23 protein-coding genes are annotated in these 24,907 nt (G+C 75.2%); 7 read left to right on the top strand and 16 right to left on the bottom strand.

Features of this window, described 5'->3' with window-relative positions:
* Positions 1 to 43: 43 nt before the first annotated feature.
* The 4 genes from KVT14_RS04690 to KVT14_RS04675 all read right to left on the bottom strand — a co-directional run bounded on the left by KVT14_RS04690 (position 44) and on the right by KVT14_RS04675 (position 4,219).
* On the bottom strand, positions 44 to 862 hold the full coding sequence (locus KVT14_RS04690; protein ID WP_217614602.1) for a glycerophosphodiester phosphodiesterase family protein: 819 nt from the start codon (positions 860 to 862) through the stop codon (positions 44 to 46).
* Positions 859 to 2,220 carry an ABC transporter substrate-binding protein gene (locus KVT14_RS04685; protein ID WP_217614601.1) on the bottom strand — a complete coding sequence of 454 codons (1,362 nt, stop codon included), beginning with the start codon at positions 2,218 to 2,220 and terminating at the stop codon, positions 859 to 861. Before KVT14_RS04685 ends, KVT14_RS04690 begins: the two co-directional genes overlap by 4 nt.
* A gap of 113 nt (positions 2,221 to 2,333) precedes the next feature.
* Positions 2,334 to 3,266, bottom strand: a complete 933-nt coding sequence (locus tag KVT14_RS04680) for a carbohydrate ABC transporter permease (RefSeq protein WP_217614600.1) — start codon at positions 3,264 to 3,266, stop codon at positions 2,334 to 2,336.
* Positions 3,263 to 4,219 carry a carbohydrate ABC transporter permease gene (locus tag KVT14_RS04675; protein ID WP_217614599.1) on the bottom strand — a complete coding sequence of 319 codons (957 nt, stop codon included), beginning with the start codon at positions 4,217 to 4,219 and terminating at the stop codon, positions 3,263 to 3,265. The genes KVT14_RS04680 and KVT14_RS04675 overlap by 4 nt, the downstream gene beginning before the upstream one ends.
* A 214-nt stretch (positions 4,220 to 4,433) precedes the next feature.
* Here KVT14_RS04675 and KVT14_RS04670 point away from each other — a divergent pair, with 214 nt between their 5' ends.
* Together KVT14_RS04670 and KVT14_RS04665 are read left to right on the top strand one after the other, a co-directional pair.
* Positions 4,434 to 5,201: an AzlC family ABC transporter permease gene (locus KVT14_RS04670; RefSeq protein WP_217614598.1), complete on the top strand. Its 768-nt coding sequence runs from the start codon at positions 4,434 to 4,436 to the stop codon at positions 5,199 to 5,201.
* Positions 5,198 to 5,518, top strand: a complete 321-nt coding sequence (locus tag KVT14_RS04665) for an AzlD domain-containing protein (RefSeq protein ID WP_217614597.1) — start codon at positions 5,198 to 5,200, stop codon at positions 5,516 to 5,518. Before KVT14_RS04670 ends, KVT14_RS04665 begins: the two co-directional genes overlap by 4 nt.
* 21 nt (positions 5,519 to 5,539) lie before the next feature.
* On the opposite strand, the gene KVT14_RS04660 is transcribed toward KVT14_RS04665, so the two are convergent.
* Positions 5,540 to 6,355, bottom strand: a complete 816-nt coding sequence (locus tag KVT14_RS04660) for a thymidylate synthase (protein WP_217614596.1) — start codon at positions 6,353 to 6,355, stop codon at positions 5,540 to 5,542.
* An 83-nt stretch (positions 6,356 to 6,438) separates the two neighbouring features.
* Between KVT14_RS04660 and KVT14_RS04655 the strand changes: the two genes are divergently transcribed.
* The 3 genes from KVT14_RS04655 to KVT14_RS04645 all read left to right on the top strand — a co-directional run bounded on the left by KVT14_RS04655 (position 6,439) and on the right by KVT14_RS04645 (position 10,385).
* Positions 6,439 to 7,908, top strand: a complete 1,470-nt coding sequence (locus KVT14_RS04655; protein WP_217614595.1) for an NAD-dependent succinate-semialdehyde dehydrogenase — start codon at positions 6,439 to 6,441, stop codon at positions 7,906 to 7,908.
* Positions 7,909 to 7,913: 5 nt separating this feature from the next.
* Positions 7,914 to 8,474 carry a GNAT family N-acetyltransferase gene (locus KVT14_RS04650; protein ID WP_217614594.1) on the top strand — a complete coding sequence of 187 codons (561 nt, stop codon included), beginning with the start codon at positions 7,914 to 7,916 and terminating at the stop codon, positions 8,472 to 8,474.
* A gap of 141 nt (positions 8,475 to 8,615) precedes the next feature.
* On the top strand, positions 8,616 to 10,385 hold the full coding sequence (locus KVT14_RS04645; RefSeq protein WP_217614593.1) for a bifunctional diguanylate cyclase/phosphodiesterase: 1,770 nt from the start codon (positions 8,616 to 8,618) through the stop codon (positions 10,383 to 10,385).
* A gap of 146 nt (positions 10,386 to 10,531) precedes the next feature.
* Here KVT14_RS04645 and KVT14_RS04640 read toward each other — a convergent pair whose 3' ends face one another.
* The 7 genes from KVT14_RS04640 to KVT14_RS04610 form a co-directional block, all read right to left on the bottom strand.
* Entirely contained in the window at positions 10,532 to 11,065 is a 534-nt protein-coding gene (locus tag KVT14_RS04640) for a hypothetical protein (protein WP_308160889.1), read from the bottom strand.
* Positions 11,066 to 11,070: 5 nt separating this feature from the next.
* On the bottom strand, positions 11,071 to 11,826 hold the full coding sequence (gene dapB / locus KVT14_RS04635; RefSeq protein ID WP_217614592.1) for a 4-hydroxy-tetrahydrodipicolinate reductase: 756 nt from the start codon (positions 11,824 to 11,826) through the stop codon (positions 11,071 to 11,073).
* A 20-nt stretch (positions 11,827 to 11,846) separates the two neighbouring features.
* Positions 11,847 to 12,707 (bottom strand): hypothetical protein, encoded by an 861-nt coding sequence (locus KVT14_RS04630; protein ID WP_217614591.1) that lies wholly within the window; start codon positions 12,705 to 12,707, stop codon positions 11,847 to 11,849.
* A gap of 132 nt (positions 12,708 to 12,839) precedes the next feature.
* Positions 12,840 to 14,168 (bottom strand): pitrilysin family protein, encoded by a 1,329-nt coding sequence (locus KVT14_RS04625; RefSeq protein ID WP_217614590.1) that lies wholly within the window; start codon positions 14,166 to 14,168, stop codon positions 12,840 to 12,842.
* A 1-nt stretch (position 14,169) separates the two neighbouring features.
* Positions 14,170 to 16,404: a polyribonucleotide nucleotidyltransferase gene (locus KVT14_RS04620; RefSeq protein WP_217614589.1), complete on the bottom strand. Its 2,235-nt coding sequence runs from the start codon at positions 16,402 to 16,404 to the stop codon at positions 14,170 to 14,172.
* 209 nt (positions 16,405 to 16,613) lie between these two features.
* Positions 16,614 to 16,883: a 30S ribosomal protein S15 gene (gene rpsO / locus KVT14_RS04615; RefSeq protein ID WP_166939714.1), complete on the bottom strand. Its 270-nt coding sequence runs from the start codon at positions 16,881 to 16,883 to the stop codon at positions 16,614 to 16,616.
* A 107-nt stretch (positions 16,884 to 16,990) separates the two neighbouring features.
* Positions 16,991 to 17,992 (bottom strand): bifunctional riboflavin kinase/FAD synthetase, encoded by a 1,002-nt coding sequence (locus KVT14_RS04610; protein ID WP_217614588.1) that lies wholly within the window; start codon positions 17,990 to 17,992, stop codon positions 16,991 to 16,993.
* Positions 17,993 to 18,147: 155 nt separating this feature from the next.
* Here KVT14_RS04610 and KVT14_RS04605 point away from each other — a divergent pair, with 155 nt between their 5' ends.
* Entirely contained in the window at positions 18,148 to 18,588 is a 441-nt protein-coding gene (locus KVT14_RS04605; protein WP_217614587.1) for a YdeI/OmpD-associated family protein, read from the top strand.
* A gap of 5 nt (positions 18,589 to 18,593) precedes the next feature.
* On the opposite strand, the gene truB is transcribed toward KVT14_RS04605, so the two are convergent.
* Together truB and KVT14_RS04595 are read right to left on the bottom strand one after the other, a co-directional pair.
* Positions 18,594 to 19,559 carry a tRNA pseudouridine(55) synthase TruB gene (gene truB, locus KVT14_RS04600; protein WP_217614586.1) on the bottom strand — a complete coding sequence of 322 codons (966 nt, stop codon included), beginning with the start codon at positions 19,557 to 19,559 and terminating at the stop codon, positions 18,594 to 18,596.
* A complete protein-coding gene (locus KVT14_RS04595) occupies positions 19,556 to 20,188 on the bottom strand; it encodes a TetR/AcrR family transcriptional regulator (protein ID WP_254630404.1) in 633 nt (210 codons plus the stop codon). The genes truB and KVT14_RS04595 overlap by 4 nt, the downstream gene beginning before the upstream one ends.
* A gap of 74 nt (positions 20,189 to 20,262) precedes the next feature.
* On the opposite strand from KVT14_RS04595, the gene KVT14_RS04590 reads away from it, so the two are divergent.
* Complete coding sequence (locus KVT14_RS04590) at positions 20,263 to 21,774, top strand: DHA2 family efflux MFS transporter permease subunit (protein WP_217614585.1); 1,512 nt, start codon at positions 20,263 to 20,265, stop codon at positions 21,772 to 21,774.
* Positions 21,775 to 21,889: 115 nt separating this feature from the next.
* Here KVT14_RS04590 and rbfA read toward each other — a convergent pair whose 3' ends face one another.
* Together rbfA and infB are read right to left on the bottom strand one after the other, a co-directional pair.
* Entirely contained in the window at positions 21,890 to 22,348 is a 459-nt protein-coding gene (gene rbfA / locus KVT14_RS04585; protein WP_217614584.1) for a 30S ribosome-binding factor RbfA, read from the bottom strand.
* Between the two features lie 98 nt (positions 22,349 to 22,446).
* Positions 22,447 to 24,907, bottom strand: a 2,461-nt coding sequence (gene infB / locus KVT14_RS04580) for a translation initiation factor IF-2 (RefSeq protein WP_217614583.1), incomplete at its 5' end; no start/stop codon positions are given.

The raw sequence follows: 24,907 nt of genomic DNA, 5'->3' as shown, positions 1-24,907 counted from the left end.
ACCCGTCCGGGGTGACCGGCCCCCGCGCGGGGCGGGGGTGCGCTCAGGACGCGCGGGCCGCGAGCCAGCCGGCCAGGCGGTCGGGGCGGTCGGTGATGACCGCGTCGACGCCGAGCGCCACCGCGGCGGCCCAGTGCTCGGGCTCGTTGAGCGTCCAGACCTGGACCTGCAGGCCTGCGTCGTGCAGCCGCGCGACCAGGTCCGGGTGCTCGACCAGCAGCGGGCCGTACGGGTTGACGGTCATGACGCCGAGCTCGCCCGCGACGCGGACCACCTCGTCGACCCCGCCGTCGTCCGGCACCTGGAAGATCAGCAGCCCCCGGCGCAGGTCGGGGTCCGCCGCCGCGAGCGCCCGCACGGACTCCGGCCAGAACGACTGCCCGATGACCCGGTCCGCCAGCCCGGCCGCGCGGATCGCGTCGGTGACGGGCCGCACCTGCTCGACCGTGAAGGCGCCCTTGAGCTCGAGCAGCAGGTCGATGCCCGGGCGGCGGACCATCAGGTCCAGCACCTCGGCGAACGTCGGGACCCGCTGCCCGGCGTAGGCGGCCGCGAACCAGGAGCCCGCGTCCAGCGCGCGCACCGCGTCGAGCGTCATCTCGGTGACGACGCCCTGCCCGTCCGTGGTGGCGTCGACGGTGTCGTCGTGGATCACCACGACCTCGCCGTCGGCCGTCGGCTGGATGTCGATCTCGATGCTGTGCGCCCCGGCGCGCCACGCCGCCTCGAATGCGGCGAGCGTGTTCTGCGGGGCGACCGCGGAGTTGCCGCGGTGCGCGACGACGAGGGGCGCGGACGCCCCGGCGCCGGGGCCGCCCGGAAGGGCGACCCCGGCGACCGGACCGGTGACGGTTCCGGTCACAGGTACGGCTCGACGTTCTCGGTGTACGCCGTCTCGATCTGCGGCGTGACCGACCCGAACGCCTCGGCCGGGTCGGTGCCCTCGAGGACGATCTGCTCGATCGCGTCGGTGAGCAGCGCGTCGGCGCCCGGCACGAACACGCGGATGTAGTCCTGGGGGCGCGCCTTCTCCGCCAGCTGGTCGACCGCGGTGCGGAACTGCGGGTACTGCTCGTACACGGCCTTCATGGTGTCGGACTCGACGGCCGAGGTGCGCACGGGCATGTAGCCGGTGGCCTGGGAGAACGTCGCGGTGTTCTCGGTGTTCGTGAGGAACTCGAGGAACATCGCGGCGGCGAGCTGCTTCTCCGGGGTGCTGGAGGAGGAGATCGCGAGGCCGGTGCCGCCGGTCGGCGTGCCGCCGCCGGCCGGGCCGTCGGGCAGGTAGGCCGTGCCGACCTCGAACGACGCCGCGTCCAGCGCGCCCTTCAGCGAGCCGGTCGAGCCGATGGTCGAGGCGATGAGGCCGGACGCGAAGTCCGCCATCGAGTCGTCCGCCGAGACCGTGGCGATCGCGTCGTCGCCGTGGAACAGGCCGCGGAGGAACTCGCCGCCGGCCAGCGACTCCTCGGAGTCGAGCGTGACGTCGAACTCGTCGGAGTACTCGCCGCCCTGGCCCCAGATCATGTTCTCGAACCACCAGGCGGACCAGGAGGTGCCGAGCGACAGGCCGAAGGGCGAGCCCTCCGCGGGGACCTGGGCCTCGAGCGCGGTGCTCCACTCCTGGAGCTGCTCCCAGGACTCCGGGCCCTCGTCGGGCAGGCCGGCCGCGGCCCACATGTCCTTGTTGTAGTAGAAGAGCGGCGTGGAGCGCGCGTACGGCGCGGCCCAGTGCTGGCCCTCGTACTCGTAGTCGCCGTACAGGCCCTGCTGGAAGTCGTCCGCGTCGGCGTCGATCGCCTCGAAGACGTCGTCCAGCGGCATGATCTGGTCGTTCAGGTGGTAGCGGAACCACCAGACGTCGGACGCGATGACCAGGTCGGGCTTCTCGTCGGTCTGCGAGGCGGCCTGGAAGCGCTGGGCGACCTCGTCGTAGTTGGCGCCGGCGGTCACCAGGTTGACCTTGATGTCCGGGTTCTCGGCCTCGAAGTCGGCGATGAGCTGCTCCTCCACGGCCTGGGACTGGCCGGGGTGGTTGCTCCACCAGGTGATCTCGGACGCGGGCTCGACCTGCGACCAGTCGGTCGCCTCGGCGGCCGCGGACTCGTCGGACGAGGCGGCGGTCGACGGGCCGCCGCACGCCGTGAGCGCGAGCGTCGTGCCGGCGACGGCAGCGGCGATGGCCACGGTGCTGCGGCGGCGCCTGCGGGGGTGGGACACGGTGGTGCTCCTTCGGGGGTCTCGCGCCGCGTCGCGGCGCTCGGGGGCTGACGGGCGCGCGGGGGCGCGGCCGTCTCAGGCGGCCGGCGGACCGGCCACGTCTCGGGGGCGGGTCAGCCGGTGACGGCGCCCGCGGTGAGGCCGGCGACGAGCCGGCGCTGCAGGACGAGGAAGACGAGCAGGATCGGCAGGGTCACGACGACCGTGGCGGCCAGCAGGACGCCCCAGTTGGTGAGGCCGTCGATGTTCTGCAGCAGGGTGAGGCCGATCGGCAGCGTCATCTTGTCGGCGCGGTCGATGACCAGGAACGGCCAGAGGTAGTCGTTCCACTCGGTGACGACGGACACGAGGGTGACCGCCGCGATGGTCGGCGTGCTCATCGGGACCACGAACCGCCACAGCTTGCGCCAGTGGCCGGCCCCGTCCAGCTCCGCGGCCTCGAGGATCGAGCCCGGCAGCGTCAGGAAGTGCTGGCGGAACAGGAAGGTGCCGAACGCGCTGGCCAGGCCGGGCACGAGGATGCCCTGGTAGGTGTTCAGCCAGCCGAGCTCGGCGACCAGGGTGTAGTTCGGGATGATCGTGACCTGCGGCGGGATCATCAGGGTGGCGATGACCAGCCCGAACACGACCTTCTTGAACGGGAACTCCAGGAACACCAGCGCGTAGGCGCAGGTGAGGCCGAGGACCACCTTGAGGCCGGCGCCGACCACCGTCAGGCCGACGCTGTTCAGCAGCAGCCGGCCGAGCGGCACGGTGTCCGCGGCCTGGGCGTAGTTGTCCAGGCTGGGCGCGCCGGGCAGCCACTGCACCGGGAACTGGTACAGCTCCTGGGAGGTCTTGAGGCTGGCGAGCAGCATCCAGATCAGCGGGGCGCCGAGCACGATCGTCGCGAGGACCATCGTGACGTAGCTGCCGACGTGCGGGCGCTGCCGACGGCCCGGGCGGGACGACGCAGCCGTGGGCCGGACGTCGCGCCCGGTGGGCGCCGCGGGCGGGGTGGTCGGCGCGGCGCCCTCGGCCGGGCGACGGGGCGTCAGGACGCTCATGCGTAGTGGACCTTCCGCTGGACGAACCGCATCTGCACCGCGGTGACCGCCAGCAGCACGAGGAACAGGACGGTGGCGACGGCGGAGGCGTAGCCCGCGCGGCCGTTGACGAAGCTCTCCTGGTACACGGAGTACATGAGCGTCGTGGTCGACCCGAGCGGGCCGCCCTGGGTCATCGCCTTGATGATGTCGAACGACTGCAGCGAGGCCAGCATCATCGTGACCAGCAGGAAGAACGACGTCGGGGTGAGCAGCGGCAGGATGATCGACCGCAGCGTCCGGAACGACGACGCCCCGTCGAGGGCCGCCGCGTCCTTGAGGTCCTGCGGGACCGACTGCAGGCCGGCCAGGTAGATCAGCGCGACGTACCCGAGGTTCTTCCAGAGGTAGACGATGATCACCATCACCAGCGGCCAGGGGCGCTGGGTGTACCACTGGGGCGAGGAGGCCCCGACCCAGCTCAGCACCTCGCGCATGAGGCCGTACCGCGGGTCGAAGATGAACAGCCAGAGGATGCCGACCGCGAAGCCCGACAGCACGTACGGCGCGAACGCCACGGTGCGGGCGAAGCCGCGGCCGCGGAGCTTCTGGTTGAGCAGCACCGCCAGGCCGAGGCCCAGCAGCATGGCGCCGCCGACGGTCGCGATCGTGAACACGACCGTCGTCGTCACGACCTGCGTGAAGTTCCGCGAGGTGAACAGCTCGACGTAGTTGCCCAGCCCGATGTTGCGGGCGACGGGCGAGCCGAGGTTCCACTGCAGCGTGGACAGGTAGAACGACTGGATCAGCGGCCGGTAGACGAACACCAGCAGCAGGGCCACGTTGGGCCCGGCCAGCAGGAGGAACCACAGCAGCGCCGACCGGCGGCGGCGCGACTGGAGCGCACCGCGGTGCCGGGGGGCGCCCGAGGGGGCGGCCACCGGTGGCGGGGCGAGGACGTCGGCAGAGGTCACGGGGAGGAGTCCGCTTCACGAGGGGGCAGGTGCTGGCCCGCTCCGTCGCCGGCCCTGGACACCCTGCCCCGGCCGCGCCACCCCGGACGACCATTCCCGGGGTGCGTTCCGCAAGGCTTCCCGGGTCGTTCACCTGGGGTTCCGCGGCGTCACCGGGCGGTCAGCGGGTGGACGCCCGCCCGACCCCCCGGCCGGGACGTCCTACCCTCGTCGCGTGCCCGCACGCTCCCCCGCGGACCGGTCCGACCCCGCCGTCCGGTCGGCCGCCCGCACCGCCCTGTCCGTCTCGGTGGCCACCGGGCTGTACGGCGTCTCGTTCGGCGCGCTGTCGGTCGCCGCGGGCCTCGACGTCCCGCAGACGATGGCGCTGAGCCTGCTGATGTTCAGCGGCGGCTCGCAGTTCGCCGCGGTGGGCGTCGTGGGTGCCGGCGGGGGCATCGGGGCGGTCGTGGCGACCGCGGGCCTGCTCGGGGCGCGCAACGGGCTCTACGGGGTGCAGGTGGCCCCGCTGCTGGGCGCGTCCGGCTGGCGGCGCGTGCTCGCGGCGCACCTGACGATCGACGAGTCGACGGCGGTGGCGACCGCCCAGCCGACCCGGGCCGCGACCCGCGCGGGGTTCTGGTGGACCGGCGCCGGGGTGTTCGTGCTGTGGAACGCGTTCTCGCTGCTGGGCGCGCTCCTCGGCGACGCGCTGGGCGACCCGCGGCGGTACGGGCTGGACGCGGCGGCCGGGGCTGCGTTCCTCGCGCTGCTGTGGCCGCGGCTGTCCGGCGACGACCGGCGCGCGACCCGGACCGTGCGCGTCGTGGCCGTCGCGGCCGCCCTGCTGGCACTGGCGCTCACGCCGGTGGCGCCGGCCGGGGTGCCGGTGCTCGCGGCCGGCGCGCTGGCGGTGGTCGTGGGGGTGCTCGACGGCGGGGGCGGCGTCGGGCGCGCCCGTGGGGGCGACGAGGACGACGCGGCCCCGGTGGTGACCCCGTGAGCCGGCTCGCGGTCTGGTGGGCCGTGCTGGCCGCCTCGGTCGTCGTGCTCGCGACCAAGGTCGCCGGGCACCTGGTCCCCCGCGCGCTGCTCGAGCGGCCCCGGGTCGTCCGGACCGCCGCGCTGGTGACGGCGGCGCTGCTCGCCGCGCTGGTCGCGGTGCAGACGGCGACGACCGACGGCGCCCTCGTGCTGGACGCGCGGCTGGCCGCGCTCGCGGTGGCCGCGATCGCCCTGCTGCTGCGCGCGCCGTTCGTGCTGGTGGTGCTGCTGGCCGCCGCGACGGCGGCCCTGCTCCGCTGGCTCGGGGTCCCCTGACGCGCCGGGCGGCCGGGGGCGTCAGACCGCGACCGGGGCCTTGATCGCCGGGTGGTGCTGGTAGTTCTCGATCGTCACGTCGGCGTAGCTGTACTCGAACAGCGACGGCGCGCGCTCCAGGCGCAGCGTCGGCGCGGGGAACGGGTCCCGGGTCAGCTGCTCGCGCACCTGGTCGACGTGGTTGTCGTAGATGTGGCAGTCGCCGCCGGTCCACACGAAGTCCCCGACCTCGAGGTCGACCTGCTGCGCCACCATGTGCGTCAGCAGCGCGTAGGACGCGATGTTGAACGGCACGCCCAGGAACAGGTCGGCGGACCGCTGGTAGAGCTGGCAGGAGAGCTTCCCGTCTGCCACGTAGAACTGGAAGAACGCGTGGCAGGGCGCGAGCGCCATCGACGGGATGTCCGCGACGTTCCACGCCGAGACGATGTGCCGCCGGGAGTCGGGGTCGCGGCGCAGGCCGTCGAGCACCTGCGCCAGCTGGTCGATCGTCCCGCCGTCGGGGGTCGGCCAGGACCGCCACTGCACCCCGTACACCGGGCCGAGGTCGCCGTCCTCGGCGGCCCACTCGTCCCAGATGTGCACGCCCTTCTCCTGCAGCGTGCGGGCGTTGCGCTCGCCGCGCAGGAACCAGAGCAGCTCCTCGGTCAGGCCGCGCATGAACACGCGCTTGGTGGTGACGAGCGGGAACCCCTGCTGCAGGTCGAACCGCATCTGGTGCCCGAACACGCTGCGGGTCCCGGTGCCGGTGCGGTCCGCCTTGGGGGTGCCGGTCTCCAGCACCAGGCGGAGCAGGTCCTCGTACGGCGTCTCGATCGGTCCGGCGGGCGTCGTCATGGGGCCATCGTAGGGTTCCGGCCCGCGGATCTTGGGCTCCGCGCCGCTCGCCCGCGGCGAGGTCCGGGTCGACACTGGGCCCCATGACCTCGCCGCTGCCGCCGTACGTCGCCGCCCACACGCCCACCGGCCTGCTGATCGACGGCGAGTGGCGGCACGCCACCGGCCGGGGCACGTTCGCCGTGGCCGACCCGGCGACCACCGACGTGCTGTTCGAGGTGGCCGACGCCGCGCCCGAGGACGGCCGCGCGGCGCTCGACGCGGCCCACCGCGCGTTCCCGGCCTGGCGGGAGGTCGCCCCGCGCACCCGGTCCGACGTGCTGCGCGCCGTGTTCGACGCGATGGTCGCCCGCGCCGAGGACCTGGCGGCGCTCATCACCGCCGAGGGCGGCAAGCCGCTGGCGGAGGCGCGCGCCGAGGTGCAGTACGCGGCCGAGTTCGTGCGCTGGTACTCCGAGGAGGCGGTGCGCCTCGACGGCCTGACCCGCCGGGCGCCCGCGGGCACGCACCACCAGCTGGTGCTCCGGCGGCCCGTCGGCCCGGCGCTGCTCATCACGCCGTGGAACTTCCCGATCGCGATGATCACCCGCAAGGTCGCGCCGGCGCTCGCGGCCGGCTGCCCGGTCGTCATCAAGCCGGCGCAGCTGACCCCGCTGACCACCGCGTACTTCGCCGAGATCGTCCGGGCCGAGCTCGACGCCCGCGACCTGCCGGCCGGCGTGATCAACGTGCTGCCCACGTCGTCGTCCCGCGCGCTCACCGAGCCCGTGATCGCCGACCCGCGGCTGCGCAAGCTGTCGTTCACCGGGTCGACGGAGGTCGGGCGGTCGCTGCTCAAGCAGGCGGCCGACAACGTGCTGCGCACCTCGATGGAGCTCGGCGGGAACGCGCCGTTCCTGGTGTTCGCGGACGCCGACCTGGACGCCGCGGTCGAGGGCGCCGTGGCGGCCAAGATGCGCAACGCCGGGCAGACCTGCGTCGCCGCGAACCGGTTCCTGGTCCAGGAGCCCGTCGCGGCGGAGTTCGCCGACCGGCTGACGACCGCCTTCGAGCGGCTGGTGATGGGCCCCGGCACGGCCCCGGACGTCGCGGTCGGCCCGCTCATCGAGAAGGCCGCGGTCGACCGGGTGGAAGAGCTGGTCACGGAGGCGGCGGACGACGGGGCCCGGGTGCGGACCGGCGGCGAGCGACCGGGCCGGCGCGGGTACTTCTACCCGCCGACCGTGCTCGACCGGGTGCCCGAGGACGCCCGCGCCGTGCGGGAGGAGATCTTCGGCCCCGTGGCCCCGGTCGTGACGTTCGGCGACGAGGCCGACGGCCTCCGGCTGGCGAACGCGACCGAGTTCGGCCTGGTCGCCTACGCGTACACGAAGGACGTCGACCGGGTCATGCGGCTGGCCGAGGGCGTCGAGGCGGGGATGCTCGGCGTCAACCGCGGGATGGTCTCCGACGCCAGCGCGCCGTTCGGCGGCGTGAAGTCGTCCGGCATCGGGCGCGAGGGCGGCGAGGCCGGCATCGAGGAGTACCTGGAGCCGGTGTACGTGGCATTGTGACCGGCATGGACCCCCTGCTCGCCGCCACGTCCGACGTCTCCGTCCGCCCCGCCGTCCCCGGGGACGAGGGCGCCGTCGCGGCCGTGCAGCTCGCCGCGTGGCGGGCGACGCTCGGGGACCTCGTCGGCGAGGAGGTCCTGGACCGCGTCGACCTCGCGCGGATCACGGACCAGTGGTCCGCGGCGATCGCCTCGCCCCCGGGCCGCGGCTACCGCGTGCTGGTCGCGATGCACGGGCCGCGGCTCGTCGGCTTCGCCTCGGTCGCGCCCGTCACCGCCCCGCCCGGGTCCGGCGACGACACCCCGGGCGGCGAGATCCTCGCGCTCGAGGTCGACCCCGCCGAGCGGCGGCTGGGCCACGGCTCCCGGCTGCTCGCGGCCGTCGTCGACCTGCTGCGCGACGAGGACCGGGCGACCAGCGTGCAGACCTGGGTCGTCGCCGGGGACACCGCGCGCGAGCAGTTCCTCGGGTCGGCCGGCCTCGGCGACGTCGGCGCGACCCGCGTGCTCGGCGAGCAGGACGACCCGCGGGAGATCACCGAGCACCTCTGGGGCGCCAGCATCTGACCCGGCGTCGCGTGGTCGGCCGCGCCCGTCCGGGTGGCGGCGTCACCCGGACGGGCGGCCCGCGGTGAACGGCGCGCGAACAGCCGACGACGGGGCGCGGCGACGCCTCAGGTCACGGCCGCGCCGGGCGATCGTGCGGGCGTGTCCCCCCAGACCCGCGCGCCCTGGCGGCGCGCCGACCGCGGCCGGCTGCTGTCCGACCTGGTCTCCGCGCCCGTCGTCGTCGCCCCGACCGACTCCTGCGAGGCGGTGGACGTCGGCTTCCGCACCCGGTGGACGGGCTCGTCCGTCCTCGTCGCCCCGCGCGAGGTGGGCGGCCCCTACGGGATGGTCGCCCGCAAGGACTTCCTCACCACCATGACCGGCAGGTACGGCTTCGGCCGGTCGCTCTGGGGGCGGCGGCCGGTCGCGGACGTCGCGCGCTGGGAGGTGCCCTGGGTCGACGTCCGCGCCTCGCTCACGGAGGCGGCCGAGCGGCTGGTCGGCGGCGACGGCTACCAGGACATGATGGTCACCGGCGCGGACGGCGGCCCGGTCGGGATCCTCGACCCGACGACGCTGATGGAGGCGCTGGCCGCGGAGCTCGCGCACGAGGCCTCGCACGACCACCTCACCGGCGTGACCTCGCGGGCCCGGTTCGTCGACGGCCTCCGGGAGCTCTGCGCGGCCGCGCGCGAGGACGGCGGCGCCGTCGTCCTGGCGTTCCTCGACCTGGACCGGCTCAAGGAGGTCAACGACACCCTCGGCCACTCGTTCGGGGACGCGCTGCTGCACTCCGTCGCGACCCGGCTGGCGGCCTCGGCGGAGCCCGGCGACGTGGTCGGGCGGCTGGGCGGCGACGAGTTCGCGCTCGCCCGCCTGCTGCCCCCGCAGACCCCCGACGACACCTGGCGGGTGCGCGCGCTGGACCTCGGCGAGGTGCTGCGCTCCGCGATCGCGGCCCACGACCCGGGCCTCCCGGTGCCCGCGCACTCCCGGGTGTCCGTCGGCCTGGCGCTCGGCGCCGGTGCGCTCGTCGACCACGACCGGCTGCTGCGCGAGGCCGACCTGGCGATGTACGGCGCGAAGAAGGCGGGCGGCGACCGGGTGCGCCTGGCCGGCGCGGACGCGGGTCCGGGTGCCGGTCCGGGCGCGGGGCCGGTCGGGCTCGCCGGGCTCGCAGCGCTGCCGGGGCTCGACCTGGCGGCCCTCGAGGTGCACTACCAGCCGATCGCGGGCACGGCCGACGGCTCGGTGCGCGAGGTCGAGGCGCTGCTGCGGTCCCGGGACGCCGACGGCCGACTGGCCGGCCCGGTGGTGCCGCTCGACCGCGCCGCCCGGTCGGGCCTGGCGCTCGAGCTCGACCTCTGGGTCCTGGAGCGCGCGTGCGCCGACCGGGCCGCGTGGCGCGCCGAGCTCGGCGACGACGCCCTGGCCGTGGTGAACGTGAACCTGTCCCCCGCCGCCCTGGAGGAGCCGCTGCTCGCCGACCGGGTGCTCCGGGTGCTGGACGCGTCGGGCACGCCGCACGACGGCGTGCGCCTCGAGCTGTCCGAGGCCGCGACTGAGGCGCAGGTCGCCGGGGCGCTCGGCGCCCTCGACGCGCTGCGGGACGCCGGGGTGCCGATCGCCCTCGACGACCTGGGCGGCGCCATGTCGGGGCTGCGGCAGGTGTCGCGCCTGCCGGTCGACGTGCTCAAGATCGACCGGTCGGTGGTGGCGGGGATGCTCGACGACCCGCTGGACGCGCTGCTGGTCGAGCTCGTGCACCGGATGGCCGTGGAGCAGGGCATGACCGTCGTCGCCGAGGGCGTCGAGTCGGACGCGCAGCTCGACGCGCTGCGGGCCGCGGGGGTGCCGCTGGTGCAGGGGTTCCTGGTGGCGCGCCCGATGCCGGCGGACGCGCTGCGCGCGTACCTGACCCCGGCCTGAGGCCGCGGCACGGTGCGGCGGGCGGATCCCCGTCAGCCCCCGACCGGAGACGAGTGGAGCGTTCTGCCCGACACGCCGGGGTGTGTCGGGCAGAACGCTCCACTCGAGGGCCGCGACGGCCCGGGGGACCACGGGGCGGCCCAGGGTCAGGACAGGCCGCGGGGCTCCTCGCCCGCCCGCGCGCGGCCGCGGTGCACGCGGGACGCGTGGCGCAGCGCGGCGCGGGCGCGCTTGCGGTCGCCGGCCGCGTCGTAGGCGAACGCCAGCCGGTACCAGGTGCCCCAGTCGTCGTCGGGCGCCGCCTCCGCCTCCGAGCGGGCCGCCTCGAACTGGCCGGCGGCCGCGGCGCGGTCGATCCGGCCGCCCGGGCTGCGCGGCAGGTCGTCGACCGGCAGCTCCCCGCGGGCGGCGAGCGTGTCGGCCATGCGCTGGACGTCGACGGCGAGCAGCCACTCGCGCGCCACCAGGCCCAGCACCAGCAGCGGCAGCAGCGCGAACGCCGCGCCGAGGCCGACGCCGACCGGCTCGCCGGTGCGGATCAGCGCGACGGCCCGGCCCGCGACCAGCCAGAGGTAGAGGCCGAGCAGCGCGGTCAGGGCGATCGCCGCGACCAGGCCGGTGCGGCGCCGCGCGGGCGACGCCGGCGCGGGCGTGCCGGCGGGCTCCCGGGGCTCCTCCACCGCGGTCAGCCCAGGTCCAGGTAGTGCTCGAGCCCGACCGTCAGCCCCGGGCGGGACCCGATCTGCCGGACCGCGTGCAGCACTCCGGGCATGAACGACACCCGGTCGAACGAGTCGTGCCGGATGGTCAGCTGCTCCCCCGCGTTGCCGAGCAGGATCTCCTCGTGCGCGACGAGCCCGCGCAGCCGCACCGCGTGCACCCGGACGCCGTCCACGTCCGCGCCCCGCGCGCCGTCGAGCGCCGTCGTGGTGGCGTCCGGCACCGGCCCCAGCCCGGCCTCGCGGCGGGCGGCCGCGATCGCGTGGGCCGTGTGCCGGGCGGTGCCGGAGGGGGCGTCGACCTTGTCGGGGTGGTGCAGCTCGACGACCTCGACCGACTCGAACCACCGGGCGGCGCGCGCGGCGAACGCCATCGCCAGCACCGCGCCGAGCGCGAAGTTGGGGGCGATCAGCACGCCCACGCCCGGACGCCCCGCGAGGTCGGCCTCGACCCGCGCCAGCGACTCGGGCGTCCAGCCGGTGGTGCCGACGACCGCGTGCACGCCCTGCGCCACGAGCGACCGCACGTTGGCCTCGGCGACCGACGGGACCGTGAAGTCGACCGCGACCCGCGCGCCGGTCGCGGCCACCGCGCCGACGTCGTCGCCGTGCTCCAGGGCGGCCACCAGCTCCAGGTCGGGCGCCGCCTCCACGGCGTCGACGACGGTCCGTCCCATGCGGCCGGCCGCGCCCAGCACGGCCACCGTGATCGCTTCGCTCACCCCGGCACCCTATGCGAGCCTCACGCGGTCGCGAGCACGTCCTCCATGCCGCGGACCGCCCGGCGCAGCTCCAGCGCGTGCAGGCCGGTGAACCGCTCCACCTCGCGCTGCGGGTAGCCGGCGTCCGCGTAGGCGCGCAGCACCCGCACCACCCCGACGGCGTCGCCGCGGTCGTCGACGCCGAGCTCGCGCACCGCGCAGGACAGCCGGACCGTCGACAGGAACGCCGACGGGCTCAGGCCCACGTGCGCGGCGAGCAGCGCGTGCAGCCCGGCGAGCGACCGGTCGACCTCGCGCGCCAGGTCGACGGGGCGGACCAGGCCGCGCTCGGCGTCGGCGTACCGGGCGACCCGGTCGACGGCGTCCCGGTCGGCCGCGGGCACCGGGCGCCGGACCGCGGCGGCCAGGGCGTCCTCGAGGACGGCGACGCAGGCTGCGGCCGCGGCGCCCTCGCCGAGCCCGGCGGCGGCGTCCCACGCGGCGCGCATGCCGGCGGCGAGCGCGGGCTCGTCCAGGCCGAGCGCCTCGCCCAGCGGCCGGTGCTCGTCGACGAGGAAGCCCGCCGGGTGCAGCGCGGACAGCGCCCAGGGCGCGAGCCGCGCGCCGACCTCCCAGGACTCGGCGTCCCCGGCGGGCAGCACGACGCCCGGGACGACGCGCGGGCCGCGCAGCACGCTGCCGATCGACTCCGCCTCCCGGGTCAGCGGGTCGACCCAGCGCACCGGGGCACCGAGCCGGACGACGGCGGACGGGCGGCCGTCGGGCAGCGCGACCCGGGGCGGGGCGGCGTGCGGCGCCCGGGCCACCCAGAACGCTTCGACCAGCCCCGGTGACCGGGGGGCGACGACGACGGAACGACGGGCGGACGTGACGGCGGCCATGCCCTCATCATCGTCCCGCGCCGCGCGCGGCGGAACGGGACCTCCGGCCCGGCCGGCGCGCCCGAGCCCGGGAACGGCAGGAGCCGGGCCCCGAGGGGGACCCGGCTCCGGTGACCAAGACCGCCGTCGGCGTCAGCCGCCGAACGGTCCCACGCGCACCACGGACCGCGGCCGTGCGGCCAGGTCGGCGGCCAGCTCCTGCACCTCGCGGGCCGTGACCGCGCGGACGCGGTCGAGCGACTCCTGCGTGGACAGCAGCTGGCCGTGCACCAGCTCGGACTTGCCCAGCCGGCTCATGCGCGACCCGGAGTCCTCGAGGCCGAGCACCAGGCCGCCGGACAGCTGCCCGACCGACCGGCGCAGCTCGGCGTCGGTGATACCGCCGTCCGCGAGCCGCTCGAGCTCGGCCACCATGAGCTCGGTGACCTCGTCGATCTTGGCGGGGGCGCAGCCCGCGTACAGGCCGAACACGCCCGTGTCGGCGTGGCCGGACGCGAACGAGTACGTCGAGTACGCCAGGCCCCGCTTCTCGCGGATCTCCTGGAACAGCCGGGACGACATCCCGCCGCCGAGCACCGCGTTCAGCACGGAGAGCGTGAACCGCCGCGGGTCGGTGGCCGTGAGGCCCGTCCCGCCGACGATGACGTTGCCCTGCTCGGTCGTGCGGCGCACGGTGACCTCGGAGGCGCCCGCCGTGACCGGCTCCGCCTCGGCGGCACCGCGCCGCGCGGCCGGGGCGGCGCCCGCCGCGAGGTCCCAGCCGCCGTCCTCCAGCGCCCGGGCGACCTGCGCGGCCAGGGCGTCGTGGTCGACGTTGCCCGCCGCGGTCACGACCAGCGTGTCCGGGCGGTAGTGCTGCCGGTAGTGCTCCCAGACGGCGTCCCGCGGCACGGCCCGGATCGTGTCCGGCGTGCCGCCGATCGGCCGGCCGAGGGCGTGCTCGCCCAGGACGACCGTCGCGAACCGCTCGTGCACGACGTCGCTCGGGTCGTCGTCGTTCATGGCGAGCTCCTCGAGGATCACGCCGCGCTCGGTCTCGAGCTCGTCGCGGTCCAGGCGGGCCGAGGTCACCATGTCGGCGATGACGTCGACCGCCATCGGCAGGTCCTCGTCGAGCACCCGGGCGTAGTAGCAGGTGTGCTCCTTGCCCGTCGCGGCGTTCGCCTCGCCGCCGACCTCGTCGAACGCCTCGGCGATGTCCATCGCCGTGCGCCGCGCGGTGCCCTTGAACAGCAGGTGCTCGAGGAAGTGCGTCGAGCCGTGGTGCCCGTCGGACTCGTCCCGCGAGCCGACGCCGACCCACGCCCCGACGGACGCGGACCGCACGCCGGGGACGTGCTCGGTGAGCAGGCGGACCCCGCCGGGCAGGACGGAGCGACGGACGGATCCGTCACCCGCCTGCCCGGCGGTCAGGTCGCTGCCCGGCTGACCGGGCGCGACCAGGGGGAGGTCCAGCGGCACGTCAGGCGTCGGCCGGCTCAGCGGCGGCGGACTCGTCCGAGCCCTCCGCCGACTCCTCGACCACCGCGTGCAGCGACAGCTTGCCGCGCGGGTCGATCTCGCCGATCTCGACCTGGACCTTCTGGCCCACGCCGAGGACGTCCTCGACCTTCTCGACGCGCTTGCCGCCGACGAGGCGACGGATCTGCGAGATGTGCAGCAGGCCGTCCTTGCCCGGCGAGAGCGAGATGAACGCGCCGAAGGTGGTCGTCTTGACGACGGTGCCCACGAAGCGCTCGCCGATCTCCGGCATGTGCGGGTTGGCGATCGCGTTGATCGCCGCCCGCGCGGCCTCCGCCGACGGACCGTCGGTGGCGCCGATGTAGACCGTGCCGTCGTCCTCGATCGAGATGTCGGCGCCGGTCTCCTCCTGGATCTGGTTGATCATCTTGCCCTTCGGGCCGATGACCTCGCCGATCTTGTCGACCGGCACCTTCACCGTGATGACGCGCGGGGCGTTCGGCGACATCTCGTCCGGGACGTCGATCGCCTCGTTCAGGACGTCGAGGATCGCGAGACGCGCCTCCTTCGCCTGGGTCAGCGCGTCGGCCAGCACGGAGGCGGGGATGCCGTCGAGCTTGGTGTCGAGCTGGATGGCCGTGACGAACTCGCGGGTGCCGGCGACCTTGAAGTCCATGTCGCCGAACGCGTCCTCGGCGCCCAGGATGTCGGTCAGCGCGGCGTACTTGGTCTCGCCGTCGACCGTGTCGGACACGAGGCCCATGGCGATGCCGGCGACGGGGGCGCGCAGCGGCACGCCCGCGTTCAGCAGCGACAGGGTCGACGCGCAGACGGAGCCCATCGAGGTCGATCCGTTGGATCCGAGGGCCTCGGACACCTGGCGGATCGCGTAGGGGAACTCCTCGCGCGACGGCAGCACCGGCATGAGCGCGCGCTCGGCGAGGGCGCCGTGCCCGATCTCGCGCCGCTTCGGCGAGCCCACGCGGCCGGTCTCGCCGGTCGAGTAGGGCGGGAAGTTGTAGTTGTGCATGTAGCGCTTGCGCGTCTCGGGCGACAGCGTGTCGAGCTGCTGCTCCATGCGGAGCATGTTCAGCGTGGTGACACCCATGATCTGGGTCTCGCCGCGCTCGAACAGCGCCGAGCCGTGCACGCGGGGCAGGACCTCGACCTCGGCGGACAGCGTGCGGATGTCCCGCAGGCCACGGCCGTCGATGCGGAAGCCGTCGGTCAGGATGCGCTGGCGGATGACCTTCTTGGTCACCGAGCGCACCGCGGCGGACAGCTCCTTCTCGCGACCATCGAACGAGCCGGCGAGCTGGTCCAGGACCTCGGCCTTGATCTCGTCCAGGCGGCCCTCGCGGGTCTGCTTGTCCGCGATCTGCATGGCCTCGAGGATCTTCGCCTCGGCGGCGCCCTCGACGGCCTCGTACGCGTCCGGCTGGTAGTCCGGGAACGTCGGGAAGTCGCGGGTCTCCTTGGCCGACTGCGCGGCGAGCTGCTGCTGCGCCTCGACCAGGGCCTTGATGAACGGCTTGGACGCCTCGAGGCCCTCGGCCACGACGGCCTCGGTCGGGGCGACGCCGCCCTCGTCCTTGATGAGGTTCCAGGACTTCTCCGGGGCCTCGGCCTCGATCATCGCGATCGCGACGTCGCCGCCCTCGACCACGCGGCCGGCGACGACGATCTCGAACGTCGCGCGCTCGCGCTCGGTGTACCGCGGGAACGCGACCCACTGGCCGTCGATCAGCGCGATGCGCACCGCACCGACCGGGCCGGAGAACGGCAGGCCGGAGATCTGGGTGGAGATGGACGCGGCGTTGATCGCCAGCACGTCGTACGCGTCGTCCGGGTGGATCGCCAGCACGGTGACGACGACCTGGACCTCGTTGCGCAGGCCCTTGACGAACAGGGGGCGCAGCGGGCGGTCGATCAGGCGGCAGGCCAGGATCGCGTCGGTCGACGGGCGGCCCTCGCGGCGGAAGAACGAGCCGGGGATCTTGCCCGCGGCGTACTGCCGCTCCTCGACGTCCACCGTCAGCGGGAAGAAGTCGAACTGGTCCTTGGGGTGCTTGCCGGCCGTCGTGGCCGACAGCAGCGCGGTCTCGCCGTCGAGGTACGCCATGGCCGAGCCGGCGGCCTGCTTGGCCAGGCGGCCCGTCTCGAAGCGGACGGTGCGGGTGCCGAAGCGACCGTTGTCGATCACGGCCTCGGCGAACTGGATCTCGGGACCCTCCACGGGTGCCCTCCTTTGTCTCGAAGGCGCCGGACCGGTCACGGCGGTCTTCGATCGAGGCACCCGGACACGCAGGTTCCGGGAACCACTACCGAGGACCGGACGCGTCGACCGGCGCGGAGTGAGAGTGGTGCTGAGGTGGTGCACGCCGGCCCCGGGGGCCGACGCAGGACCAGCCCGGACCCCCGCGGGGGTCCGGGCTGGTCACGCGGTCATCGGCGCAGGCCGAGCCGCTGGATCAGGCTGCGGTAGCGGTCGATGTCGACCTTCTGCAGGTAGGCCTGGAGGCGGCGACGCTGGCCGACCAGCAGCAGCAGCCCGCGGCGGCTGTGGTGGTCGTGCTTGTGCGTCTTGAGGTGCTCGTTGAGGTCGTTGATGCGCTGCGTCAGCATCGCGATCTGGACCTCCGGCGAGCCGGTGTCACCCTCGTGGGTGGCGTACTCGGCCATGATGGACTTCTTGGTGGCGCTGTCGAGGGGCACGACTCTCCTGGATTGTCTCGTTGCGCGGTGCTCCGGGGCAGGTCCACCCGGGCGCTCTCGGTCCGCGGCCGTTCTGACGGCTGTGCGAGTCTACCAGGCCCGGCTCGTCAGCCCGCGGCGCCCGCGAGCACGTCGCGGACCCCGGAGACGTCCTGGTGCATGCGGGCGACCAGGTCGTCGACCGAGTCGAACCGCAGGGTCGGGCGCAGCCGCTCGACGAACTCCAGCACGACCTCCTCGCCGTACAGGTCGAGGTCGGTCCGGTCGAGCACGTAGGCCTCGACCCGGCGCTGTAGCCCGGCGAAGGTCGGGTTGGTGCCGACCGACACCGCGGCGGGCAGCACCGCGTCCGGCGACCCGGCGGGCGCGGCGGGGCGGCGCAGCCAGCCGGCGTACACGCCGTCGGCCGGGACCATGCCGGTCGCGTCCTGGGACAGGTTGGCCGTCGGGAACCCGAGGTCGCGGCCGCGCTTGTCGCCGTGCACGACCGTGCCGCGCATCCGGTGCGGGCGGCCGAGCACCCGCGCGGCCTGGCGGACGTCGCCGGCGACCAGCAGCTCGCGGACCCACGTGGAGGACCACCGGCGGCGCAGGGGGTCGGCCAGGGCGGCGGCGGGGTCGTCGTCGGCCGGGTCGGGCGCGACGTCCTCGATCACCTCGACCGCGAACCCGAACCGCTCACCCAGCTCGACCATCGTCGCCAGGTCGCCGGCGTTTCCGCGTCCGAACCGCACGTCCCGGCCGACGACGACCGTGCGCGCGTGCAGCCCGTCGACGAGGTACCGGCGCACGAACTCCTCGGCCGTCTGCTGCGCGAAGTCCAGGGTGTACGTCAGCAGGAGCACCGCGTCGAGGCCGGTCTGCTCCAGGAGCTCGAGCCGGTCGGCGTCGCCGGTGAGCAGCGGCGGGGCGGTGTCGGGGCGGTGCACCTGCTGCGGGTGCGGCGTGAACGTCACGGCGACCGAGCGGGCCCCCACTGCGCGGGCGTCGGCCACCATCCGGGTCAGCACGCCGACGTGGCCGCGGTGCACCCCGTCGAAGTTGCCGACCGTCACCACCGACGGCCCGAAGTCCGCGGGGACCTGCGCGAGGTCCGTCCAGCGCTGCACCAGCTCTCCCGTCGGTCGGCGCCTCGCGGCGCGCTCGGCGCCGGCGGGGTCGCGGCGCGGGGACAAGCCTGCCACGGCGCGCGGGGTGCCTCGCGCGCGGCGGCGCTACGCTCGGCGCGCGGCCCGGCCGCGCCCCACGACCCCGGAGGTCCCGCATGGTCACCCTGCGCACCACCCTCGTCGCCACCGGCGGCACGACCACCGGCATCGAGGTGCCCGAGGACGTCGTCGCCGGGCTCGACCGCGGGAAGCGGGTGCCCGTCGTCGTCACGATCAACGGGCACGCCTACCGCGGGTCGATCGCCCCGTACTCGGGCGGGTACTGGGTGGGCGTCTCGGCGGCGAACCGGGCCGCCGCGGGCATCGAGGCCGGCGAGCCCGTCGAGGTCGACCTCGCGGTGGACGACGCGCCCCGCACCGTCGAGGTCCCGGCGGACCTGGCGGCCGCGCTCGCCGCGGGCGGGCCCGCGGTGGCCGAGGCGTGGACGGCGCTCTCGTACTCGAAGCAGCGCGCGCACGTGCTGGCGGTCGAGGGCGCGAAGACCGACGCGACCCGGGAGCGCCGGGTCGCGTCGGTGGTGGCGGCGCTGGGCTGAGCCCGTCAGGTGGCGGCGGCGAAGACCAGGGCCGGGCGGGCGTGCGGGCCGCGGTCCTCCAGGAGCGCCGCGAGGGCGCCCTCCGGCGTCAGCGCCGCGACCGTCACGCCCGCGCCCGTCCCCGACGCCGGGATCCGCTGGCCGTAGGACAGCGCCCGGGCCTCGTCCTCGGTCAGCTCCCGCACCGGGAACGTCGCCCGGGCGGCGTCGGCCAGCGGCAGGGTGTCGAGCGGCACGTCGGCCGGCCACGCCTCCAGCTCGTCGAGCGACCGGGCGCCGTCGATCCCGTAGCCGCCGACCCGGGTCCGTCGCAGCGCGGTCAGGTGCCCGCCGACGCCGAGTCCCCGGCCCAGGTCCCGCGCCAGCGCGCGGATGTACGTGCCCGACGAGCAGACCACGGTGACGTCGACGTCGAGCGCGGCGACGCCCGACCCGTCCGCGTCCGGCACCTCCCGGACCTCGTGCACGTCGAACCGGGAGATCGTGACCGGCCGCGCGGCCAGCTCCACGTCCTCGCCCGCCCGGACCCGGGCGTAGGCGCGCTGCCCGTCGACCTTGATCGCGCTCACCGCGCTGGGCACCTGCTGGATCGGGCCCGTCAGCGCCGCCACCCCCGCGTCCAGCGCCGCGCGGGTCACCCCGGCGGCGTCGGCGCGCGCGACGAGCTCGCCCTCCGCGTCGTCGGTCGTGGTGGTCACGCCGAGCCGGATCGTCGCCGTGTACTCCTTGTCCGCGCCGACGACGTAGGTCAGCAGGCGGGTCGCCCGGCCGACGCCCAGCACGAGCACGCCGGTCGCCATCGGGTCCAGCGTGCCGGCGTGGCCGACCTTGCGGGTGCCCGCGAGGCCGCGCGCCTTCGCGACGACGTCGTGGCTGGTCCAGCCCTGCGGCTTGTCGACGACGAGCAGGCCGTCGGGCGCCGTGGGGCGGCGGGGGCGGTCGGGGCGGCGCTGGTCGCGCGCGGGGCTCACGCGGTGGCCCCGGCGCGGTCGCCCGCCGCGGCGGCGGTCCCCGCGGCCACGACCTCGGGCGCGAAGCACCGCAGCAGCGCGTCGAACCCGGTGTCCTCGCCGGCGTGCGCGAAGCCGTCCGAGCTGAGCAGCACGTTGATCAGCATGCCGTCGGCCACGAACCGCCGGGCGGTCTCGTCGCCGTCGGCGTCGTCCGGCTCGACCCGCTGCCGGAACAGCCGGAACACCTCGCCGAGCGTGTGCCGGGCGAGCGCGGTCACCTCCGGGTCCTCCGCGGTGAAGCCGTGCATGAGGACGCGCAGCAAGTCACGGTCGGCCATGAGCTCGACGTACGCGCGCCCCGTGCGCTCCACCGCACCCGGTCCGGGCTCGACCGCGGCCATCGCGGCCAGCACCCGCTCGGTGGTGTGGCGGTAGGCCTCCAGGAACAGGCGCTGCTTCGACCCGAACAGCCGCACGACGTAGGGCTGCGACACCCCCGCGGCGCGCGCGACCTGGTCCGTCGTCGTCCCGGCGTAGCCCCCCTCGGCGAACACCTCGATCGCGGCGGCGAGGATCTGCTCGCGCCGCTGGTCCCCCGACATGCGGGGGGCGCGCGGGGCGGGCCGGGCGGCGTGCTCGAGGTCCATGGTTGACAGGTTATCAGTCGATTACTAGCGTCCGTCGTGTCGAAGTAATCAGCCGATGCTTACAGGAGCCTCCGATGTCGACGCAGACCCGCACCACCGCCCCGGGTGCCGGCGCCACCGGCGCCCCGGCAGACCCGCCGCCCGCCGCCCCGACCGGCTCCCCCGTCGCCGCCCTCACGTCCGGCCCCGCCCGCGCCGCGACCCGCGCCGTCCCGGTCGCCGTCGCCCTGCTGGCCGCCTCGCTGCCGATGTTCATGGCGACGCTCGACAACCTCGTCGTCACCAGCGCGCTGCCCGTCCTGCAGGCCGAGCTCGGCGCCACGCTCACCGACCTGCAGTGGGTGGTGAACGCGTACACGCTGGCGTTCGCGACCCTGATGATCGCCGCCGCGACGCTCGGCGACCGCTGGGGCCGCCGCCGCACGTTCCTCGGGGGGATCGCCGTGTTCACCCTCGGCTCGGTCGCCGCGGCCCTCGCGGGCTCCCCCGGCGCGCTGATCGCCGCCCGCGCGCTCCAGGGCGTCGGGGCCGCGGCCGTCATGCCGCTGTCGCTCACCCTGCTCGCCGCTGCCGTCCCGGCCTCCCGTCGCGCGATGGCGATCGGCGTCTGGGGCGGCGTCTCCGGCCTCGGCGTCGCGCTCGGCCCGGTCGTCGGCGGTGCCGTGGTCGAGGGCATCTCCTGGGAGGCGATGTTCTGGATCAACGTGCCGGTCGCGCTCGTCGCGGTGCCGCTGGTGCTGCGCGCGCTGCCCGAGGGCCGCGGGCGGGCGCAGCGGCTCGACCTGCTCGGCCTCGTGCTGGCCGCCGCGGGCGTCCTCGGCATCGTCTGGGGCGTCGTGCACGGCAACGAGGACGGCTGGACGTCGGCCGGGGTGCTCGGCCCGATCGTCGGCGGCGTCGTCGCCCTCGCGCTGTTCCTCCGGCACGAGGCCCGCACCCCGCACGCCCTGGTCCCGCTGCGCCTGTTCCGGTCGCGGAGCTTCTCGGTCGCGAACGTCTCCGGCTTCGCGTTCTCGCTCGGCGCGTTCGGCGCCGTGTTCCTGCTCGCCCAGTACCTGCAGGTCGTCCAGGGCTACTCGCCGCTGGAGGCCGGCCTGCGGACCCTGCCCTGGACCGCCGCGCCGATGGTGGTCGCCCCGCTGGCCGGGATGCTGGCGCCCCGGGTGGGCGTGCGGGTGCTGCTCACCGGCGGCCTCGTGGCGCAGGCCGCCGGGCTCGCGTGGCTCGGGTTCGCGACCTCCGACGGCGGCTACGCCGCGCTGGTCCCGGGCCTGGTGCTGGCCGGCGTCGGCATGGGCCTGACCTTCGCCCCGAGCGCCACGGCGGTGCTCTCCGGCATGGCGCCGGACGACCACGGCACCGCGTCGTCGACGAACTCGACGCTGCGGGAGGTCGGCGTCGCGCTGGGCGTCGCGGTCCTGACCGCCGTGTTCACCGCCGCCGGCGGCACGATCAGCCCGGACGGGTTCGACGCGGGCCTGCGCCCGGCGGTGCTGACGGGCGCGGCGGTCATCGCGCTCGCGGCGGTCGCGTCGCTGGCCATGCCGCGCGGGACCGGCCGCGAGGACGCCCGCGCGGACGCCTGACCCCTCGGCGGGCCCCCAGCCCGCCGACGTCGGCACAAGCCCACGAGGTGGGCACGCATGCGTGACGGCCTCGTGGGCTCGTGGCGCCCTCACGGCCGCCGGGGGGCAGGGGGGCTCAGCGCGCGGCGTCCGCCTCGTCGGCGTCCGCGTCCTCGTCCGCCGGCTTGCGGTACGGGTCCGCCTCGCCGGCGTACTGCGCCCCGGTCGCCAGGGCCGAGACCTCGCGGTCCCGGCGGGCGGCCTCGAGCAGCGCCGCGTCCAGGTGGGCGGCGGTCTCGGGCACGGCGTCCAGGTGGAACTCCAGCGTCGGGGTGAGCCGGACGCCGGTCTGCTTGCCGACCTCGGACCGGATCAGGCCCTTCGCGCTCTCGAGCGCCTGGGCTGTGCCCGTGCGGGCCTCCTCGTCGCCGAGCACCGTGTAGAACACGCTGGCGTGCTGCAGGTCGCCGGTCACGCGCACGTCGGTGACGGTGACGAAGCCGAGCCGCGGGTCCTTGATCCGGGTGTCGAGCATCTGCGCGACGATCTGCTGGATGCGGTCCGCGAGCTTGCGGGCCCGGGGGTGGTCCACCATGTCGATCTCCTCTCAGCGCCCGCGTCGGCGGGCGGACGAACGGCCGCGGGCCTGCCCCCACGCTCGACGCGTGGGGGCAGACCCGCAAGTGGGACCGGTCAGGAGCGCGGCTTCTCGCGCATCTCCCAGGTCTCGATGATGTCGCCCACCGTGATGTCGTTGTACGACCCGAGGCCGATACCGCACTCGAAGCCCTCGCGGACCTCGGTGGCGTCGTCCTTGAACCGCTTGAGCGACTCGACGGTGAGGTTGTCGCCGATGACCGCGCCGTTCCGGAGCACCCGCGCCTTGGTGTTGCGGCGGATCTCCCCGGACCGGACGATCGAGCCGGCGATGTTGCCGAACTTGGAGGAGCGGAACACCTCGCGCACCTCGGCGGAACCGAGCTGCACCTCCTCGTACTCCGGCTTGAGCATGCCCTTGAGGGCCGCCTCGACGTCGTCGATCGCCTGGTAGATGACCGAGTAGAACCGGACGTCCACGCCCTCGCGCTCGGCGAGGTCCTCCACCCGCTCCGCGTACTTGACGTTGAAGCCGATGATGATGGCGTTGTCGACCGTGGCGAGGTTGACGTCGTTCTGCGTGATCGCACCGACACCGCGGTGGATGACCCGCAGGTCGACCTCGTCGCCCACGTCGATCTTGAGCAGCGCGTCCTCCAGCGCCTCGACGGCACCGGACACGTCGCCCTTGAGGACCAGGTTGAGGGTCTCGACCTTGCCCTGCTGCAGCGCCTGCGTGAAGTCCTCGAGGCTGATGCGCTTGCGGCGCTTGGCCAGGAGGGCGGCGCGCTCGGCGGCCTCGCGCTTCTCGGCGATCTGCCGGGCGGTGCGCTCGTCCGGCGCCACCAGGAAGGTGTCGCCGGCGCTCGGCACCGACGCCAGGCCGAGGACCAGCACCGGACGCGCCGGGCCCGCCTCGGTGACGTTCGCGCCGTGCTCGTCGAACATCGCCCGGACGCGGCCGTGGGCCGTGCCCGCGACGATCGCGTCGCCGACGCGCAGCGTGCCGGACTGGACCAGGACGGTCGCGACGGCGCCGCGGCCCTTGTCCAGGTTCGCCTCGATGGCGACACCGCGGGCGTCCTTGTCGGGGTTGGCCCGCAGGTCGAGCGCGGCGTCCGCGGTCAGCAGCACGGCCTCGAGCAGGTCGTCGATGCCCATCCGCTGCTTGGCGGAGACGTCGACGAACATGGTGTCGCCGCCGTACTCCTCGGCCACCAGGTTGTACTCGGTGAGCTGTTGGCGGATCTTGGCGGGGTTGGCCCCCTCCTTGTCCACCTTGTTGACCGCGACCACGATCGGCACGTTCGCCGCCTGGGCGTGGTTGAGCGCCTCGATGGTCTGGGGCATCACGCCGTCGTCCGCCGCGACCACGAGGATCGCGATGTCCGTCACCTGCGCACCACGGGCACGCATGGCGGTGAACGCCTCGTGACCCGGGGTGTCGATGAACGTGATGGCCCGGTCCTGGCCCTCGTGCTCCGTGCGCACCTGGTAGGCACCGATGTGCTGGGTGATGCCGCCGGCCTCGCCCGCGACGACGTCCGTGGACCGGATGGCGTCGAGGAGCTTGGTCTTTCCGTGGTCGACGTGACCCATGACGGTGACGACCGGCGGGCGCGGGAACAGGTCCTCGTCGCCCTCGCCCTCGAGCTCGGCGTCCAGGTCGATGTCGAAGGCCCCGAGCAGCTCGCGGTCCTCCTCCTCGGCCGAGACCATCTCCACGACGTAGCCGAGCTCGGTGGCCAGCGTGCCGAAGGTGTCCTCGTCGAGGGACTGGGTCGCGGTCGCCATCTCACCGAGGTGGAACAGCACCGTGACCAGCGAGGCCGGGTTGGCGTCGATCTTGTCGGCGAAGTCGTTCAGCGACGAGCCGTGGCGCAGGCGGATGACGGTCGAGCCGTTCCCGCGGGGCACCTGCACGCCGCCGAGCGACGGCGCCTGCATCTGCTCGAACTCCTGGCGCTTCGCGCGCTTCGACTTCCGCCCGCGGACCGGACGACCACCGGCGCGACCGAACGCGCCCTGGGTCGAGCCACGGCCACCGGCACCGGGACGACCGCCGCCGCCCGGACGGCCGGCGAAGCCGCCGCCACCGCCGGGACGACCACCGCCGCCGCCGTAGCCGCCGCCACCACCGGGACGGCCACCGCCGCCGCCGGCACGGGCCGGACGGTCGCCGGGGCGGCCGACGCCGCTGGTGCTGCGGCCCGGCATCATGCCCGGGTTCGGACGCGGACCACCGGGACGCGGCGCCGCGGGACGGGGCCCACCGGGACGGTCGCCGGCCTGCGCGCCGGCCGAGGCGGCCGGGGCGTCGGAGCGGCGCTCGCCCGGGCGGGGCATGCCCTGCGAGGACGCGAACGGGTTGTTGCCCGGGCGCGGGCCACCGGGACGCGGACCGCCGGAGCGGGGCATGCCCTGGGACGACGCGAACGGGTTGTTGCCCGGGCGGGGACCGCCCGGACGCGGGGCGCCACCGGGGCGCGGGCCGCGGTCGCCGCCGCCCTGACCCTCCGACGCGCGGGCCGGCTGGGCCGGGCGCGGCGCCGGGGCG

The organism is Cellulomonas sp. GbtcB1, assembly GCF_019091725.1.
GTDB lineage: Bacteria > Actinomycetota > Actinomycetes > Actinomycetales > Cellulomonadaceae > Cellulomonas.
Note: the sequence above shows the minus strand (reverse complement) of the source record. Positions and strands in the feature narration are given on the sequence as shown.

Bases quoted from the DNA above. Each gene is read 5' to 3' on its own strand.
- KVT14_RS04680 (WP_217614600.1), bottom strand. From the start codon at position 3,266: ATGAGCGTCCTGACGCCCCGTCGCCCGGCCGAGGGCGCCGCGCCGACC.
- KVT14_RS04660 (WP_217614596.1), bottom strand. From the start codon at position 6,355: ATGACGACGCCCGCCGGACCGATCGAGACGCCGTACGAGGACCTGCTC.
- KVT14_RS04655 (WP_217614595.1), top strand. From the start codon at position 6,439: ATGACCTCGCCGCTGCCGCCGTACGTCGCCGCCCACACGCCCACCGGC.
- KVT14_RS04650 (WP_217614594.1), top strand. From the start codon at position 7,914: ATGGACCCCCTGCTCGCCGCCACGTCCGACGTCTCCGTCCGCCCCGCC.
- KVT14_RS04630 (WP_217614591.1), bottom strand. From the start codon at position 12,707: ATGGCCGCCGTCACGTCCGCCCGTCGTTCCGTCGTCGTCGCCCCCCGG.
- KVT14_RS04605 (WP_217614587.1), top strand. From the start codon at position 18,148: ATGGTCACCCTGCGCACCACCCTCGTCGCCACCGGCGGCACGACCACC.
- KVT14_RS04595 (WP_254630404.1), bottom strand. From the start codon at position 20,188: ATGGACCTCGAGCACGCCGCCCGGCCCGCCCCGCGCGCCCCCCGCATG.
- KVT14_RS04590 (WP_217614585.1), top strand. From the start codon at position 20,263: ATGTCGACGCAGACCCGCACCACCGCCCCGGGTGCCGGCGCCACCGGC.
- rbfA (WP_217614584.1), bottom strand. From the start codon at position 22,348: ATGGTGGACCACCCCCGGGCCCGCAAGCTCGCGGACCGCATCCAGCAG.